This window comes from Haloarchaeobius lipolyticus, from assembly GCF_051208015.1.
Classification (GTDB): domain Archaea; phylum Halobacteriota; class Halobacteria; order Halobacteriales; family Natrialbaceae; genus Haloarchaeobius.
Genome location: NZ_JBPKGF010000001.1, coordinates 68,954 through 82,501 on the forward strand (window position 1 = coordinate 68,954; position 13,548 = coordinate 82,501).

11 protein-coding genes and 1 tRNA gene are annotated in these 13,548 nt (G+C 64.8%); 8 read left to right on the plus strand and 4 right to left on the minus strand.

Translation table 11 applies throughout. The annotated features are described in order from the left end of the window. Nucleotides 1–18: 18 nt before the first annotated feature. Nucleotides 19–756 (minus strand): fumarylacetoacetate hydrolase family protein, encoded by a 738-nt coding sequence (locus ACSC1Y_RS00375; RefSeq protein ID WP_435332563.1) that lies wholly within the window; start codon nt 754–756, stop codon nt 19–21. A 122-nt stretch (nt 757–878) separates the two neighbouring features. On the opposite strand from ACSC1Y_RS00375, the gene ACSC1Y_RS00380 reads away from it, so the two are divergent. The 3 genes from ACSC1Y_RS00380 (at nt 879) to ACSC1Y_RS00390 (ending at nt 3,338) form a co-directional block, all read left to right on the plus strand. Beyond that, nucleotides 879–953, plus strand: a tRNA-Glu gene (locus tag ACSC1Y_RS00380). A gap of 203 nt (nt 954–1,156) precedes the next feature. Next, a complete protein-coding gene (locus tag ACSC1Y_RS00385) occupies nt 1,157–1,645 on the plus strand; it encodes a redoxin domain-containing protein (RefSeq protein WP_435332564.1) in 489 nt (162 codons plus the stop codon). Nucleotides 1,646–1,784: 139 nt separating this feature from the next. After that, entirely contained in the window at nt 1,785–3,338 is a 1,554-nt protein-coding gene (locus tag ACSC1Y_RS00390) for a uracil-xanthine permease family protein (protein ID WP_435332565.1), read from the plus strand. A gap of 12 nt (nt 3,339–3,350) precedes the next feature. Here ACSC1Y_RS00390 and ACSC1Y_RS00395 read toward each other — a convergent pair whose 3' ends face one another. Then, the gene (locus ACSC1Y_RS00395) at nt 3,351–4,553 is read right to left on the minus strand and encodes an ABC transporter permease (protein WP_435332566.1); all 1,203 of its coding nucleotides are present in this window, start codon (nt 4,551–4,553) and stop codon (nt 3,351–3,353) included. Nucleotides 4,554–4,743: 190 nt separating this feature from the next. On the opposite strand from ACSC1Y_RS00395, the gene ACSC1Y_RS00400 reads away from it, so the two are divergent. Together ACSC1Y_RS00400 and ACSC1Y_RS00405 are read left to right on the plus strand one after the other, a co-directional pair. Then, a complete protein-coding gene (locus ACSC1Y_RS00400; RefSeq protein ID WP_435332567.1) occupies nt 4,744–5,712 on the plus strand; it encodes an ABC transporter permease in 969 nt (322 codons plus the stop codon). Between the two features lie 66 nt (nt 5,713–5,778). Further along, nucleotides 5,779–6,309, plus strand: coding sequence for a 50S ribosomal protein L16 (locus ACSC1Y_RS00405; protein WP_435332568.1), 531 nt, complete (start codon nt 5,779–5,781; stop codon nt 6,307–6,309). Here the strand turns inward: ACSC1Y_RS00405 and ACSC1Y_RS00410 are convergent. After that, a complete protein-coding gene (locus ACSC1Y_RS00410; protein ID WP_435332569.1) occupies nt 6,299–6,916 on the minus strand; it encodes a DUF7344 domain-containing protein in 618 nt (205 codons plus the stop codon). The two genes, ACSC1Y_RS00405 and ACSC1Y_RS00410, sit on opposite strands and share 11 nt — an antisense overlap. A gap of 353 nt (nt 6,917–7,269) precedes the next feature. Here ACSC1Y_RS00410 and ACSC1Y_RS00415 point away from each other — a divergent pair, with 353 nt between their 5' ends. Further along, entirely contained in the window at nt 7,270–8,070 is an 801-nt protein-coding gene (locus ACSC1Y_RS00415) for a DUF8054 domain-containing protein (protein ID WP_435332570.1), read from the plus strand. A gap of 168 nt (nt 8,071–8,238) precedes the next feature. Here the strand turns inward: ACSC1Y_RS00415 and ACSC1Y_RS00420 are convergent, their stop codons facing one another. Further along, nucleotides 8,239–8,775 carry a DUF7344 domain-containing protein gene (locus ACSC1Y_RS00420; protein ID WP_435332571.1) on the minus strand — a complete coding sequence of 179 codons (537 nt, stop codon included), beginning with the start codon at nt 8,773–8,775 and terminating at the stop codon, nt 8,239–8,241. 391 nt (nt 8,776–9,166) lie between these two features. Between ACSC1Y_RS00420 and ACSC1Y_RS00425 the strand changes: the two genes are divergently transcribed. Together ACSC1Y_RS00425 and ACSC1Y_RS00430 are read left to right on the plus strand one after the other, a co-directional pair. After that, a complete protein-coding gene (locus ACSC1Y_RS00425; protein ID WP_435332572.1) occupies nt 9,167–10,876 on the plus strand; it encodes a vWA domain-containing protein in 1,710 nt (569 codons plus the stop codon). Nucleotides 10,877–11,080: 204 nt separating this feature from the next. Continuing rightward, nucleotides 11,081–13,465, plus strand: coding sequence for a hypothetical protein (locus tag ACSC1Y_RS00430; protein WP_435332573.1), 2,385 nt, complete (start codon nt 11,081–11,083; stop codon nt 13,463–13,465). Nucleotides 13,466–13,548: the final 83 nt, after the last annotated feature.

Here is a 13,548-nt window from a genome sequence, read left to right on the forward strand (position 1 = left end):
ATTAGGCCGATACGAACCTTAAGCGCTGGGAATCTCGACGGTGTGCACCAGTCTCCCGACGCCCTCGACCTCGACGACGACCTCGTCGCCGTCTTCGAGTCGGCCGACGCCCTCGGGCGTCCCTGTCGCGACCACGTCGCCGGGTTCGAGCGTCATGTACGACGTAATCTCCGCGATGAGCTCCGGGACGGAGAAGATCATCTGGTCCCTGCTCCCGTCCTGCCGGAGCTCGCCGTTGCAGTACGACCGGACGTAGGCGTCCTCGGGGACCTCGTCGGGCGTCGCGAGGACAGGGCCGACCGGGGCCGCTCCGTCGAACGCTTTCCCGCGGACCCAGTTCGTCTCCTGACGCTGGTCGTCGCGGTTCGAGAGGTCGTTGACGCAGGTGAAGCCGGCGACGTAGTCCATCGCATCCTCCTCGGCGACGTCCCTGGCCTGTTCGCCGATGACGACGCCGAGCTCTGCCTCGAAGTCGAGTCTGTCTTTGCCCGCCGGCAGCGTGACCCTGCTTCCGTGCGCTGCAAGCGTGTTCGGCGGCTTCAGGAACAGAAGCGGACGGTCCGGAACGTCCGAGTCCATCTCCGCGGCGTGGTCGGCGTAGTTCCGGCCCACGCAGACGACCTTGCTCGGCTCGCACGGCGGGAGGACCGTGACCTCCTGCTCGTCGTACCGTCGGCCTGCCGCGTGAATCGTGCCGTCGTCCCACTCGCCCGTACGCGTCGCCCCCGCGGGGTCGCGAAACCGAACTCGTTTCATGCAAGAGGCCTCTCCGCGGGGCAGGATAAGGATTGAGGCACCGGCGAGCCTCCGTGACTACCACTCCCAGACGCAGCACGTAACGACAGGTTTAAAATCGAACGACGGAAATTATCGAATGCGCTCGGTTGGTGTAGTCCGGCCAATCATTTCGGCCTTTCGAGCCGATGACCGGGGTTCAAATCCCCGACCGAGCACTTCTCACGAAGCAAGTCACCGAGCGATAGCGAGGTGCTTGCGAGAATAGAAGCGCACAGGGAGTGGGATTTGAACCAGGCGGCGAACGGAGGAAATGAGTTCAAATCCCAGACCGGAAACTCGGTACTCGACAGAACCAGGCCGTGACACCCCTGGATATTGGGCACAAGAAGTTATACGGTAGAACGATAGAACCATTGACATGGTCGACGTCGGCGACGCTGCCCCCCAGTTCACACTCCCAGGAACGGACGGTTCAGAGATAACCACGTACTCCCTCGCTGATTACACCGAGGACGGAATAGCCGTCCTGGCGTTCTATCCGTTCGACTTCAGCCCGGTCTGTACGGACGAGCTGTGTGAGTTCAACGACGTGGAGTGGCTGAACTTCACCGAGGACGTCTCGCTGTTCGGTATCTCGACCGACAGCGCGTACGCCCATCGAGCGTTCATCGAGGAGTACGGTCTGACGTTCCCCCTGCTCAGCGACAGTAGCGGGCAGGTCTGTGCCGACTACGGCATCCAGTACGACAGCTGGGAGGAACACGAGAGCGTCTCGAAGCGTGCGCTCTTCGTCGTCGACGAGGAGAACACGGTTCGCTACCGGTGGATGACCGAAGACGCACTCGAGAGTCCGTCGCTCGACGACGTGCTCGCGGCGATGGAGTCGGTCGGCACGTTCTCGCTCTGAGCCGCTGGCGGTTCCGCTGGTGCCTCGGTCGGCAGACGTTACACGGCCTCGTCCTCCCTCCGTACCGCGTGTTCGCCGCTCGCGACGAACCAGTAACCCTATTGTGGACGATGTGGAGTGAGCACCAACGGCGCAGACCATGACATCACAGGGTGACACGAAGAAGGAGGTCGAGACCGACGGAGGGACGAGCTTCGTCGAGTATGGCATCGAAGACGAACCACCGCTGCTGACGTCGCTGTTCCTGGGCGTCCAGCACTATCTGACGATGGTCGGCGCGAACATCGCGGTCCCACTCATCCTCGCGGGGGCACTGGGGATGCCGGGTGACGTGACGGCGAAGTTCGTGGGAACGTTCTTCGTCGTCTCGGGTGTCGCGACGCTGGCGCAGACGACCATCGGGAACCGCTACCCCATCGTCCAGGGTGCACCGTTCTCGATGCTCGCACCGGCGCTGGCCATCGTGGCGACGGCGCCAGTGCTCCCGGGAAGTGCAGGGTGGGAGAGCAAACTCCTGTTCCTGCAGGGGGCCATCATCGCGGCAGCGACGACCGAGGTGTTCATCGGCTACCTCGGCATCGTCGGGCGGCTTCGTCGGCTCCTCTCACCGGTCGTCGTCGCGCCGACCATCGCCCTCATCGGGCTGTCGCTGTTCGGCGTCCCGCAGATAACCTCGGCGACGCAGAACTGGTGGTTGCTCGGCCTGACGGTCGGGCTCGTGGTCCTCTTCTCGCAGTACTGGGGTGACAGGCACAGGGTGTTCGACCTGTTCCCCGTCCTGCTTGCCATCGTCATCGCGTGGCTGGTCGCGGCGCTTCTGAGCGTCGCGGGCGTCTACACGAAGGGAACGCCCGGTTACGTCGACCTCGCATCCGTCACCGACGTGAGCCTCGTCTTCGCCATCTACCCGCTGCAGTGGGGGATGCCGCAGTTCGAGGTCGCGTTCGCGGTCGGCATGTTCGCCGGCGTGCTCGCGTCCATCATCGAGAGCTTCGGTGACTACCACGCGGTCGCCCGGCTGACCGGTAACGGCGCGCCGAGCGAGTCCCGTATCAACCACGGCATCGGGATGGAGGGCCTGATGAACGTGTTCGCGGGTATCATGGGCGCCGGGGGCTCGACCTCGTACTCGGAGAACATCGGCGCCATCGGCCTGACCGGCGTGGCCTCCCGTCGCGTCGTCCAGGTCGGTGCGGCCGTCATGCTCGTCGTCGGCTTCTTCGGGCCGTTCGGGAAGCTCATCGCGACGATTCCCAACCCCATCGTCGGCGGGCTGTTCGTCGCCATGTTCGGCCAGATCGTCGCGGTCGGCCTCTCGAACCTGAAGTACGTCGACCTCGACTCCTCGCGGAACGTCTTCGTCATCGGCATCTCGCTGTTCACGGGGCTGTCGATTCCGAGCTACATGAGCAACGTCGGCGGCGTGTCCGCGCTCCAGTCCAGTCTCGCCGAGGTCGTCCTCGTCGGGCCGGTGCTCACGGCGCTCTCGGAGATTCCCGTGCTCGGGGCGGTCCTCGGACTGGAGGGCGTCGCCAACATCATCTTCGTCATCGGTGGTACCGGGATGGCCGTCGGTGGGCTCGTCGCACTCGTGCTCGACAACACGATTCCGGGCACCGAGGAGGAGCGCGGCGTGACGGCGTGGCAGGAGATCGCAGAGGACGACGACGACTTCGAACCGGTCTGGGAGTAGCGGGAACCGTTCTCACCTCGACCCTCGCGGGTCGAGCGCATCGCGGATGGCGTCGCCCAGAATCGAGGCGGCGACCACCGTGAACGCGAGCGCGAGGACCGGCCACAGGGCGATCCAGTAGACGTAGGGGAAGGAGGCGCTGAACGTCGACATCCCCTGGGCGGCGAGTTCGCCCCACGATGGGACCATGATGTCGTTCATGTTCATGTACGAGATTGCCGCCTCGATGACGATTATGACCGGAATCTGGCGCGTCAGTCCGATTATCGCGGCGTTGGAGACGTTCGGCACGACGTGTCTGATGAGGATGGAACGCTCCGACGCCCCGGCGCTCTTCGCCGCGAGCACGTAGGCGTCCTCGCTCCGCTGAATCGCCTCCGACCGGACGAGCCGGGCGATGCCACCCCACGAGAGGAGGCCGAACACGACGACGAACAGGAACAGAGACCGTCCCCAGTACGTGAGCACGAGGTAGGCGACGAACGCGGGGATGGTCTGCTGGACGTCGACGTAGCTCATCAGGAGGTTGTCCACCTTGCCGCCGTAGTACCCCGCGACGGAGCCGACCAGCGTCGCGACGGGGACGATGATGGTCCCGGTGACGAGCGCGACCTTCACGGCGACGTGCGCACCGGAGAACAGCACCGGGACGATGTTCTTTCCGTACGGACTCGTCCCGAGTGGGTACCGGAGCGTCCCGTAACATCGGTCCGCGGTCTCGACGCCGAGACAGGGATCGGCGAGCCGCGCAGGCCCCCAGAGGAACGCGGGCGGCTGGAACGCGTGTGCCATGTTGAGGTCGGGTCGCCAGAGCGAGGAGCCGACGAATCCGACGAAGACGACGAGTAACAGGTACGCGAGACTCACCAGCGCAACGGGCCGCCGTCGGATGACCGGCCAGTAGGTCCCGCGGACGCGCGACGAGGTCGCGAGCGGCCAGCAGACGAACACCAGCACGGTCCAGGCCGAGCCGACGTACAGCCAGTCGACCTGTACGAAGTTCCAGGTCAGCGGGGTGACGAGGAAGAACCCGAGATCGACGCGCGGGCCGAGAGCGGCCAGAGTCGGTCTCGACGCCGGGAGAACGAAGGAATCGTAGAAGAAGAGGGTGGCGAGTCCGAACAGACCAATCAGATACGTAGCAACGCGCCGACTCGGGAGTCTGGTCCCACCATCGAGCTCGTCCCAGTCGACCGTCTCGAACGTGTCGGTCATCCTCGCACCCTCCTCCGAACGGGGACTCGAACGGGTCGTGACGTCATTCTGCGTCGCTAGACGGAGACGTAGTGTAAATACGCAACAGTATGTGAAACAATCACTGTCGTCACCGAGATACTTTTGCGCACGGCAGGCGTCGTCGCCGGACGATGGACGTTCTGACAGTCGATGGACAGGGGTGGGTCGCGTGAGCCGTCTCACGTACCTCGCCCGCCGACTCGGCTTCTCGGTCTTCGCCGCGTACGTTGTCATGACGATATCGTTCGTCACCGTCGCCGTCGTCCCCGACCCGAACGTCGGGTTCGCCGCCTGGCTCGCGAAGGGCGATAGCGACGCCGCGGCGAATGCGGTCAGACAGGCGAAGAACCTGGACGAACCCCTGCTCGACCGGTATCTCGACTGGGTTGTCGACATCGCGACGTTCGACTGGGGCCGGTCCATCGGAATGTTCGGCGAGCCCGGCGCGCCGGTCACGCTCCTCCTCGAGCAGTCGCTCCCCGTCACGCTCGCCTACCTCGTGCCGGCCCTCGTCATCTCGACCGTTCTCGCGCTCGTGATCGGCTCGTACGTCGCCCTACGGCCGACGTCCCGGGTAGCCCGCGGCCTCTCGTACGTCAGCTATCTCGGTCTCGGTCTCCCGAGCTTCTTCGTCGCCGAACTGGTCCTCTTCGCGGCCTACAACGAGGTCGACTGGTTAACGCTCGAGTTCCCGCGCGTCGTCGACCTCACCGACCCGGTGTCGCTGTGGCCGTACCTCGTACCAGCGACCGTCGTCGGGACGACGCTCGCGGCGGGCCAGTTGCGCTACGTCCGGGCCGAGTCCTCGGAGATACTCGGTGCCGAGTTCGTGAAGGTGGTCCGCGCCAAGGGTGCGACCGACCTCCGGGTGCTCCGCCACGTCCTCTCGAACGCCGCCCTCCCCCTGGTCTCGCTGTTCTTCGCCGACCTCGTGTCGACGATGGTCGTCCAGCTGTTCGTCATCGAGTACGTGTTCAGTCTGCCCGGACTCGGCTTCCTCGCGCTACAGGCAGCTAGCGCCCGGAACATGCCCGTCATCCTCGGGACCACGATGGTCATCGCGTACGCGGGCATCGGCGTCAACTTCCTGCAGGACGTGGCCTACGCCTGGTTCGACCCGCGGGCAGATTTCGAGTGACGACGCGCTTCGACTTCGAATGAACAGGTTAATTAGCGCCGTGGCAGTGAGTTTTCCGTACTGACTATGTCCGATAAACCTGCCTCGATGTACCGGGAAATCGACAAGCCCGCGTACACTCGCCGCGAGTACATCACGGGGATTCCCGGTTCGAAGATCGCCCAGCACAAGATGGGCGACACGAGTTCGGAGCCCGACGACTGGCCGGTTCAGATTTCGCTGGTGCTCGAAGAGGAGTGTCAGATCCGCCACGGCTCGATGGAGGCGTCGCGGCTGTCTGCGAACCGCCACCTCATCAAGGAGCTCGGCGAGGGCACGTACTACATGATCCTGCGGAAGTTCCCCCACCAGGTCCTGCGCGAGAACAAGCAGGCGACGGGTGCGGGTGCGGACCGTGTCTCCGACGGGATGCGTCTGGCGTTCGGGAAGATCGTCGGCACGGCCGCACGCTGTCAGAAGGGCGACCGACTGTTCACGTGCTGGTGTACGGTCGAGCAGGCACCGGTCGTCAAGGACGCGCTCCGCCGCGCGTACAACAAGGTGTCGCCGCCGTGCCGCATCGTCGTCGAACGCGGCGAAGAACAGCTCATCGCGTAGACTCGTCGTTTGCGACTCCGTCGTTTGTGTCTCCGTCGATCCGTTCGACGATTCGAGGCCGCGACTGCGAGCCGAACCGTTTCTCTCCGGCTGACCGAAGGTGGACGATCGCCACGGTCGCGAGCGTCCAGACGAACAGCCCCGCATACGTCAGGTCAGGTAGCATCCCGAACGGCGCGACGTCGAGCCAGGCCAGCCCGGTGAGGAGCCCGAATACGATGGCGAGACCGAGATAGAACTCGCTCCAGAGGAGCTCTTCTTTCGGCACGACCTCGAGGTAGATCTCGAACTCGGAGAGGTTGTCCGTGGCCGCGACCGTGCCGCGCGATTTGTCGTAGTGGATGATACCGGATTTGTCCATCGTCGGCAGATGCGTCTGGACGAGAGAGGTGTACACCCGTTTCCGTTGCTTGTAATCGAGCGCTTCGGCGGCGACGCCACATTCGGCGGCGGCCACGTATGCGGTGAGCTGGCGGACGGTGAGCTGGTCGTGGTCGGCGAGCGCCTGGAGCACGAGTCGCCGACGTTGATTGCTCAACGTCTGGAAGACGGTGTCCTTCGAGAACACGGGAACGAGTGCGTCCTCCTCGACGGGTGGTCGTGGCACTGGTAACGACTGCGACCCACCGTCTCCTCCCGGTCGTGGGGTGATATCGGACAGTGGAGACATGTGGTTCACTAGTAGTTTACAGGAGATGGAGGAATCTTAACCTTTCCCCTGAGCTAACGAGTCGTCTGAAACCGTCCGAAACAGTCTCACGACCCTCAGAATAAATAGGTGTGTTCCGTCGGAGAAGTATGGCGGCTGTACCCGTAGAGCGGCCCGGGACCGCGGCGGGTAGCCCTGTCATACCTATCCACGTATCACGTGTACGTAGCGACATGGATGGTCGCACGTTCGTCGGCCGTCCGGGGAAACACATGCAACAGACAGGGATTTCGTCGGGGGTTGACTCGATAGTGGAACGGATACGGCGCCCGGAGTACACCGGGGAGAACCGTTGCATCCCGTGTACTGCAACGAACCTGGTCATCGGGGCGGGGCTCACGGCTGGCGCATTCGTCGTCGCACCCATCGCGTCGGTGCCGGTGGCGGTGACGTCGATCGCGATGATCTACTTCCGGGGCTACCTGATTCCGGGGACGCCGGAACTGACCAAACGGTACTTCCCGGACTGGCTGCTCCGGAAGTTCGACAGGGGACCGACGCAGTTCGACCCCACGGGATTCGATATCGAGACCGCGCTGGTCGACGCCGGTGCGCTCGAAGAGGACGTGACGGGGACGGACCTGCAGCTGACCAGGGGGTTCGCGGCCGCCTGGGAAGAGAGGATGGAACTCGTCGCGATGCGCGACGCGGACGTCCACGAACTGGCTCGCATGCTCGACGTCGAGCAAGACCGACTCGCCCTGACCGAACAGGACGGCGACGCCTTCACCGCGTGGGTCGACGGCGACTGGCTCGGCCAGTGGGAATCCAGGGCGGCCTTCGTCGCAGACGTCGCGGCGACGAAGGAACTGGAACGGAGAGTTGACCGCTGGGCCGACCTCCCGATGGTCGTCCGGTCGGAGCTCCTCGGCGGTCTTCGCCTGTTCGTCGAACACTGCCCGGGCTGCGGTGGCCAGGTCGCCTTCGGTCAGGAGGTCGTCCAGTCTTGCTGCCGGTCGTACGACGTCGTTGCAGCATCGTGCCAGGACTGTGGCTCGCGACTGTTCGAGAGCCAGGTCGACCTCGATACGCTGCAGCGGTCTTCGGCGTAAGCGGCTCTCTTTTTGCGACTCTTGATCTTCCGTCGGTGGGCGTAGATTCGTACGCTGGTAGCCTCGGAGATACCGTACGCTGGCACCCTCGAGACCGAGGGATTCGCGGTTACACGTCGAAGACAGTGGACCAGTAGTCAGGGGCTCAAACAGCGAGAAAAGCGCGACTCAGCGTTTCAGGTTCCGCAGCAGTGCGAACCGGGACTTCCAGAGCTGATACGTGGTCGACCCGGCGAAGATTGCCAGGAAGCCGCTCGCCCACAGGAGCGGGTCGACCAGCGCGAGGCCGGGGACGCCGGCCAGCGAGCTGACGACGGTGAACAGGCCGAGGACGCCCATCCCCCGGTAGTACTCCGCCCAGGTGATTCCGTGTGCGGTCACGACCTCCATGTAGATGTTGACGTCGCGAACGCCCTCCAGCAGCGCGACCGACTTCCGGTCGGCGTCGTACTCGAGCACGCCGAGCTCGTCGAGCTTCGGCAGGTGCGTCTGGTGCAACGAGACGTAGACCGCGTCGCGAACGTTGCGCGGTGCCGGAGTCTCGCCCGACTCGATGGATGCGATGAGCTCCGAGAGCTCACGCAGGCTCACCGTGTCTGTCATCCGGTTCAGCGCTCTGAGCGTCTCGCGACGCCGTGGATTGCTCAGAATCTGGTGGATATCACATTCCTGTAGCTGGTTCTTTCGTGTAAGTGTCGGTAACATCACTTCCCCCGCACGCTGGCCGCGGTGGCAGCTCGTAGCGTGTCCAAGACGGGTGTACGACTGTTCGGGGGTTATGTATTCGTCGCTTACCTGATGGTATGGTCCCAGCTCACTGTTTCAGGTGAAACCGAAAGACTGGGCCACGGTATGCAACGGTTCAGGGTGGACGAACTCCCCGTGAGACCGCCTCGAACCGGCCGTTCGTTCGTCCTATTCGCCCGTTCAATCGGTCTAGGTAACACTTCAGAACACCTAGGAGCAGCCTCGAAGTTCTCGAAGTCGGTCATAAGTAAACCCACATACGACCGAGAGAGAGCCAACCCACAGCCGTCGAGGACTCCCCGGGGGAGAACCAGGGGGCGGGGTACCCGAACAACACACGAAACCAACCATGACACAAGACAACAAGATATCGCTGTCTCGCCGCCAGGTACTGGCGGGGCTCGGAACCATCGGGGTCGCGAGCGCGGGTGCCGGACTCGGCACGACCGCGTTCTTCAGCGACACGGAACGACTCTCCGGCTGGTACGAGGCGGGCCGCGTCGACCTGTTACTCGACTACCGGACCACGTACATGCCGTGGGAGCGCTACGACCTGCAGATGGTCCCCGAGGACCAGCGCCCACCCGTGGTCCCCGAGACCGGCGGGATGACCTACCAACTCGACTCCGTCCCGGACTTCGGTGAGGTCCTGACCCACGACGAGTGGGGCCGCCGCGTCATCGAGCTCGACGCGTGTGCGGACCCGAAGGACGAGTTCTCGGCCCAGCTCATCGACGGCGAAGCGGGGATGTTCATCGACCTCGACGACATCAAGCCGCTCGACCGCGGTGAGACCACCTTCTCGCTGCACCTCTGTGGCAACCCATCGTACCTGAAGATCCGAGCGGCCGACATCGAGTACGCCGAGGACTATCGCGAGGGAGTCAGCACGCCGACCGAGCCCGAGCGCGAGCACGGCGACGACGACGAAGTCGGTGAGCTACAGGAGTTCATGCACGTCTGCCTCTGGTACGACCCGAACTGTAACAACCTGCGAGACACCGAGCAGCAGACCGTCTGCGTCCAGCTCGCGCTGGACAACAGCGACTCGATGGATGCGGAGTACGTCCCGGGTGGAGAAGCAGACCCGACCAAGCTATCGACCGTGAAAGCCGGTGCGCTCGCACTCATCGATGCGCTCGAGGACGAGGTCGACCCCGACGACGATGACCTCACGCCGAAGAAGGTCGGCGTCACCCTGTTCAACGGTGACGGCGACGAGAACCCGGTCATCAACGCCGACAGTATCGACCCGACGGCGGACGCGGCGACCCTGCGGACGCTCATCAACGACGAGTACAACGGTGACCAGGCAGACGCCGACGGTAGCGTCGCAGCAGGCATCACCGATGCGGCAGACCGCGTCGAGGACTGCGCAGACTACAACATCGTCGTCGTCGTCTCGAACGGTGTCGAGAACATCGTGGACGCTCGTGACGCCGCCGACGAGGCGCTCGGCAGGGACGGCATCGACGAGGTCATCATGGTACTCATCCAGCCCGGCGACGCCACCGTGGCCGAGTTCGCCGACTTCGATGGACAGGTCTTCGAGGTCGATACGCCCGAGGACATGGAAGACGCCTGGCTCAGCATCGTCCAGCAAGTCGTCGCCGCACAGGTCGTCGCCGGTGAAGAGGTCTGCGTGTTCGAGGGCACCCTCGCACAGCTCCTCGACGTCATCGACGACGGCGACGTCATCCTTCCGCCGGCGACCGGCGAGGGGGCGTCATGCACGCTCGGTGAGGCGACCAACACCGCGGACAACTGCTTCAAGGAGGGTGTCCACTGCTACGCGCTGGAGTGGTACATCCCGTGCAAGCTGTTCGGTACGCCGGAGGAACCCGGCTTCGCCGACCTGAACGTCTGTGGGTACGAGAACATGGCCCACTACCTCCTGGAGCGGTTCGAACTGAACGACCGCAGTGAGATCGAAGGGCTCGTCAACGTCGCACAGACCGACACGGTGCACTTCGAGCTGATATTCACGGCCGAACAGTGCCGCCACAACACGGTCGAGAAGGAGGAGGAGGAGCCACAGGAGCCGATATCGACGAACTGAGCGGAAACCACACGTCGGTTCGGAGACAGACCGACGACCTCCGTCTCGTCTCTGGAGAGACGGGGCGGGCCGCTGAGAGTGCCTATCTTCGACCCACACTGGAGACGCGATAAATCGCGTCAGGGCGGTTCGATTCCGCCGGTGGGTTCTGACCCGTGACGAGGGGCCATCCCGGGACGGGTGAGACACGGCTCGACCACTACCATGACGAAACAGACTTCCATCGGACTATCACGCCGTCAGGTACTGGCGGGACTCGGGACGCTCGGCGTCGCGACCGCGGGTGCCGGGCTCGGTACGACCGCGTTCTTCAGGGACGACGAACGACTCGCGGGCTGGTACGACGCCGGCCTCGTCGACCTCAAACTCGACTACCGGACGACGTACCGCCCGTGGGAGCGCTACGACCTCCAGCAGGTTCCCGGGGACCAACGACCACCGGTCATCCCTGGGACGGGCGGGATGACGTACGAACTCGCCGCTGTGCCCCGGTTCAACGGCGAGAACGAGCCGCCGCTGACCCACGAGGAGTGGGGCCGGCTGGTTCGGGAGATGGTCGTCTGCGAGGGGGAACCGGGATACGACCGCGAACTCGACGCACAGCTCGTCGACGGCGAGGCGGGAATGTTCGTCGACCTCGACGACCTCAAACCGAAGGACGAGGGGGAGACGACGTTCTCGCTACATCTCTGTGGCAACCCCGCCTATCTGCTGGTGAGGTCGCTCGCCGAGGACGGGAACGGGAACCCGCTCCCGCGGTTCCCGGAGTCGGAGACGACGGAACCGGAGCGAGAAGCCGGCGACGATAGCGCGACGGAAAACGGCGACAACGCGATGGGCGACGGCGAGCTGGCCGACTACATGCACGTCACCATCTTCGTCGATGGCGACTGCGACAACCGCGAGGAGCAGGGAGCGGACCTGGTACTCTACGCCGGGTCACTCCGCGGCTGGCTCGACCTGCTCGACGACCAGGGAGCGGTCGCACTGCCGGGCGACAGCACGGCGCTGACGGGCTGTTTCACGCCCGGGGCGCACTGTTTCGTGCTTCGGTGGGTGCTCCCCTGTGATGAGGCCGACTTCCGCGAGCTGCCGTCGCACGCTGACGCCATCTTCGGGTTCGAGAACGTCGACGGAGACGACTCGTTCACGTTCAACGACGAGCTCCGCGAGCGCGGCTACGTCGTTACCGACGCCACGGGCACCATCCGGACCGCGAACAGTAACGTCACCCAGACCGACGGGGTCCACTTCGGACTGGGCTTCCGCGCCGTCCAGTGTCGGCACAACGCCGACATCGGTCGCCGACCGGTAACGCCGTCCGGGGAGAACGCACGGCCCGCTACAGAGGCAGCGACGACGGTCGGGACGACTGCTGACGACACCGGCACGACCACTGCAGACACCGGCAAGACCACTGCAGACACCGGCACGACCACTGCAGACACCGGCACGACCACTGACGACGCTGGCACGACCTCGACCGGACCCGGGCCCACCACGAACGGTCCCGGCACCACGACCACCACGAGCGATGCTGGTACCACGACTACCGACAGAGCACCCTCGGAGGAGGGTACGCAACCGGCCACCGGGCCGAAGAACGGCCGAGGGCAGCCGGTCCAGTTCCTGCCGCGCGTCTCGGCGACGGGTACCGGCGGCGAATTCGGCTGTCTCGAGTGTACGCTTCCGCTGGACTCCGACCCATCAGACGAGCTCGTCATTACGTCGTTCGATACCGAACGGTTCCCGTCCGTGGGAGTCCGGCTCCAGACCCCGCCATTTCGGGCGGTTGACCTGGAGACGGGGGCCGTCTGTGAGGACGGCTGTGGACGGCAAGCGACGCTCGAACAGCGCGACGCAGGCGACCAGGTCGACGTCGTCTTCCTGGTCGACGTGTCGACGAACATGGTCGACCCGCTCGGCGACGTGAAAGCCCGGCTCACGTCCGTCGTCGACGGAATCGAGGCCGACGGATACGACGCCCGCTACGCCTACGTGGTCTACGCGGACGACGACCGTGTGTCGTGGGACGACGCGACCCGCGCCGCGGTCCACGTCCACACCGACTTGGACGATGCGGCCTCGCCGTTCGTTAACGCCGGCACGTTCCTCGCTGCGCTGGAGGGGACCAGACCGGGGGACGACGTCGGGTTCGGCGGGTCCGACGGGTCACAGGACGGCTACGAGGCGATACTCGCGGCCGATAGCCTGTCGTACCGAGAGGGCGCCCAGCGCGTCATCGTACAGGTGACCAACTCGCCGAACGAGGAGGACGGGCCCGGCGAGAGCAGAGCCGATGCGGAGTCGGTCCTGGCGGACTACACCTACGTCGCCGTCTCCAGCAACCTCGACGGGCGGCACCAGCCGAAGTCACTCGCCGCCGCGACGGGTGGCCCGTGGATACACATCGACGACGGCGACTGGTCCGCGATCAACGCGGCGGTCGAGCTCGGGACGCGGGCCGAGTATGTACTCTGGTACGTCTCGCCGAACGAGGGGCCGGACGGGTCAGAACGGGAGGTGACGGTCGGCGTAACCGTCGACGGCGCGGTCCACCACGCCCACGGAGCGTACGGTGCGCCGTGACGAGCCCCCGGCGCGCCGTGCTAGCAACGGGCGCAGCGAGCCAGCGTATCCCGAAACTCGACCTCACGAGAATCGAACGCCCG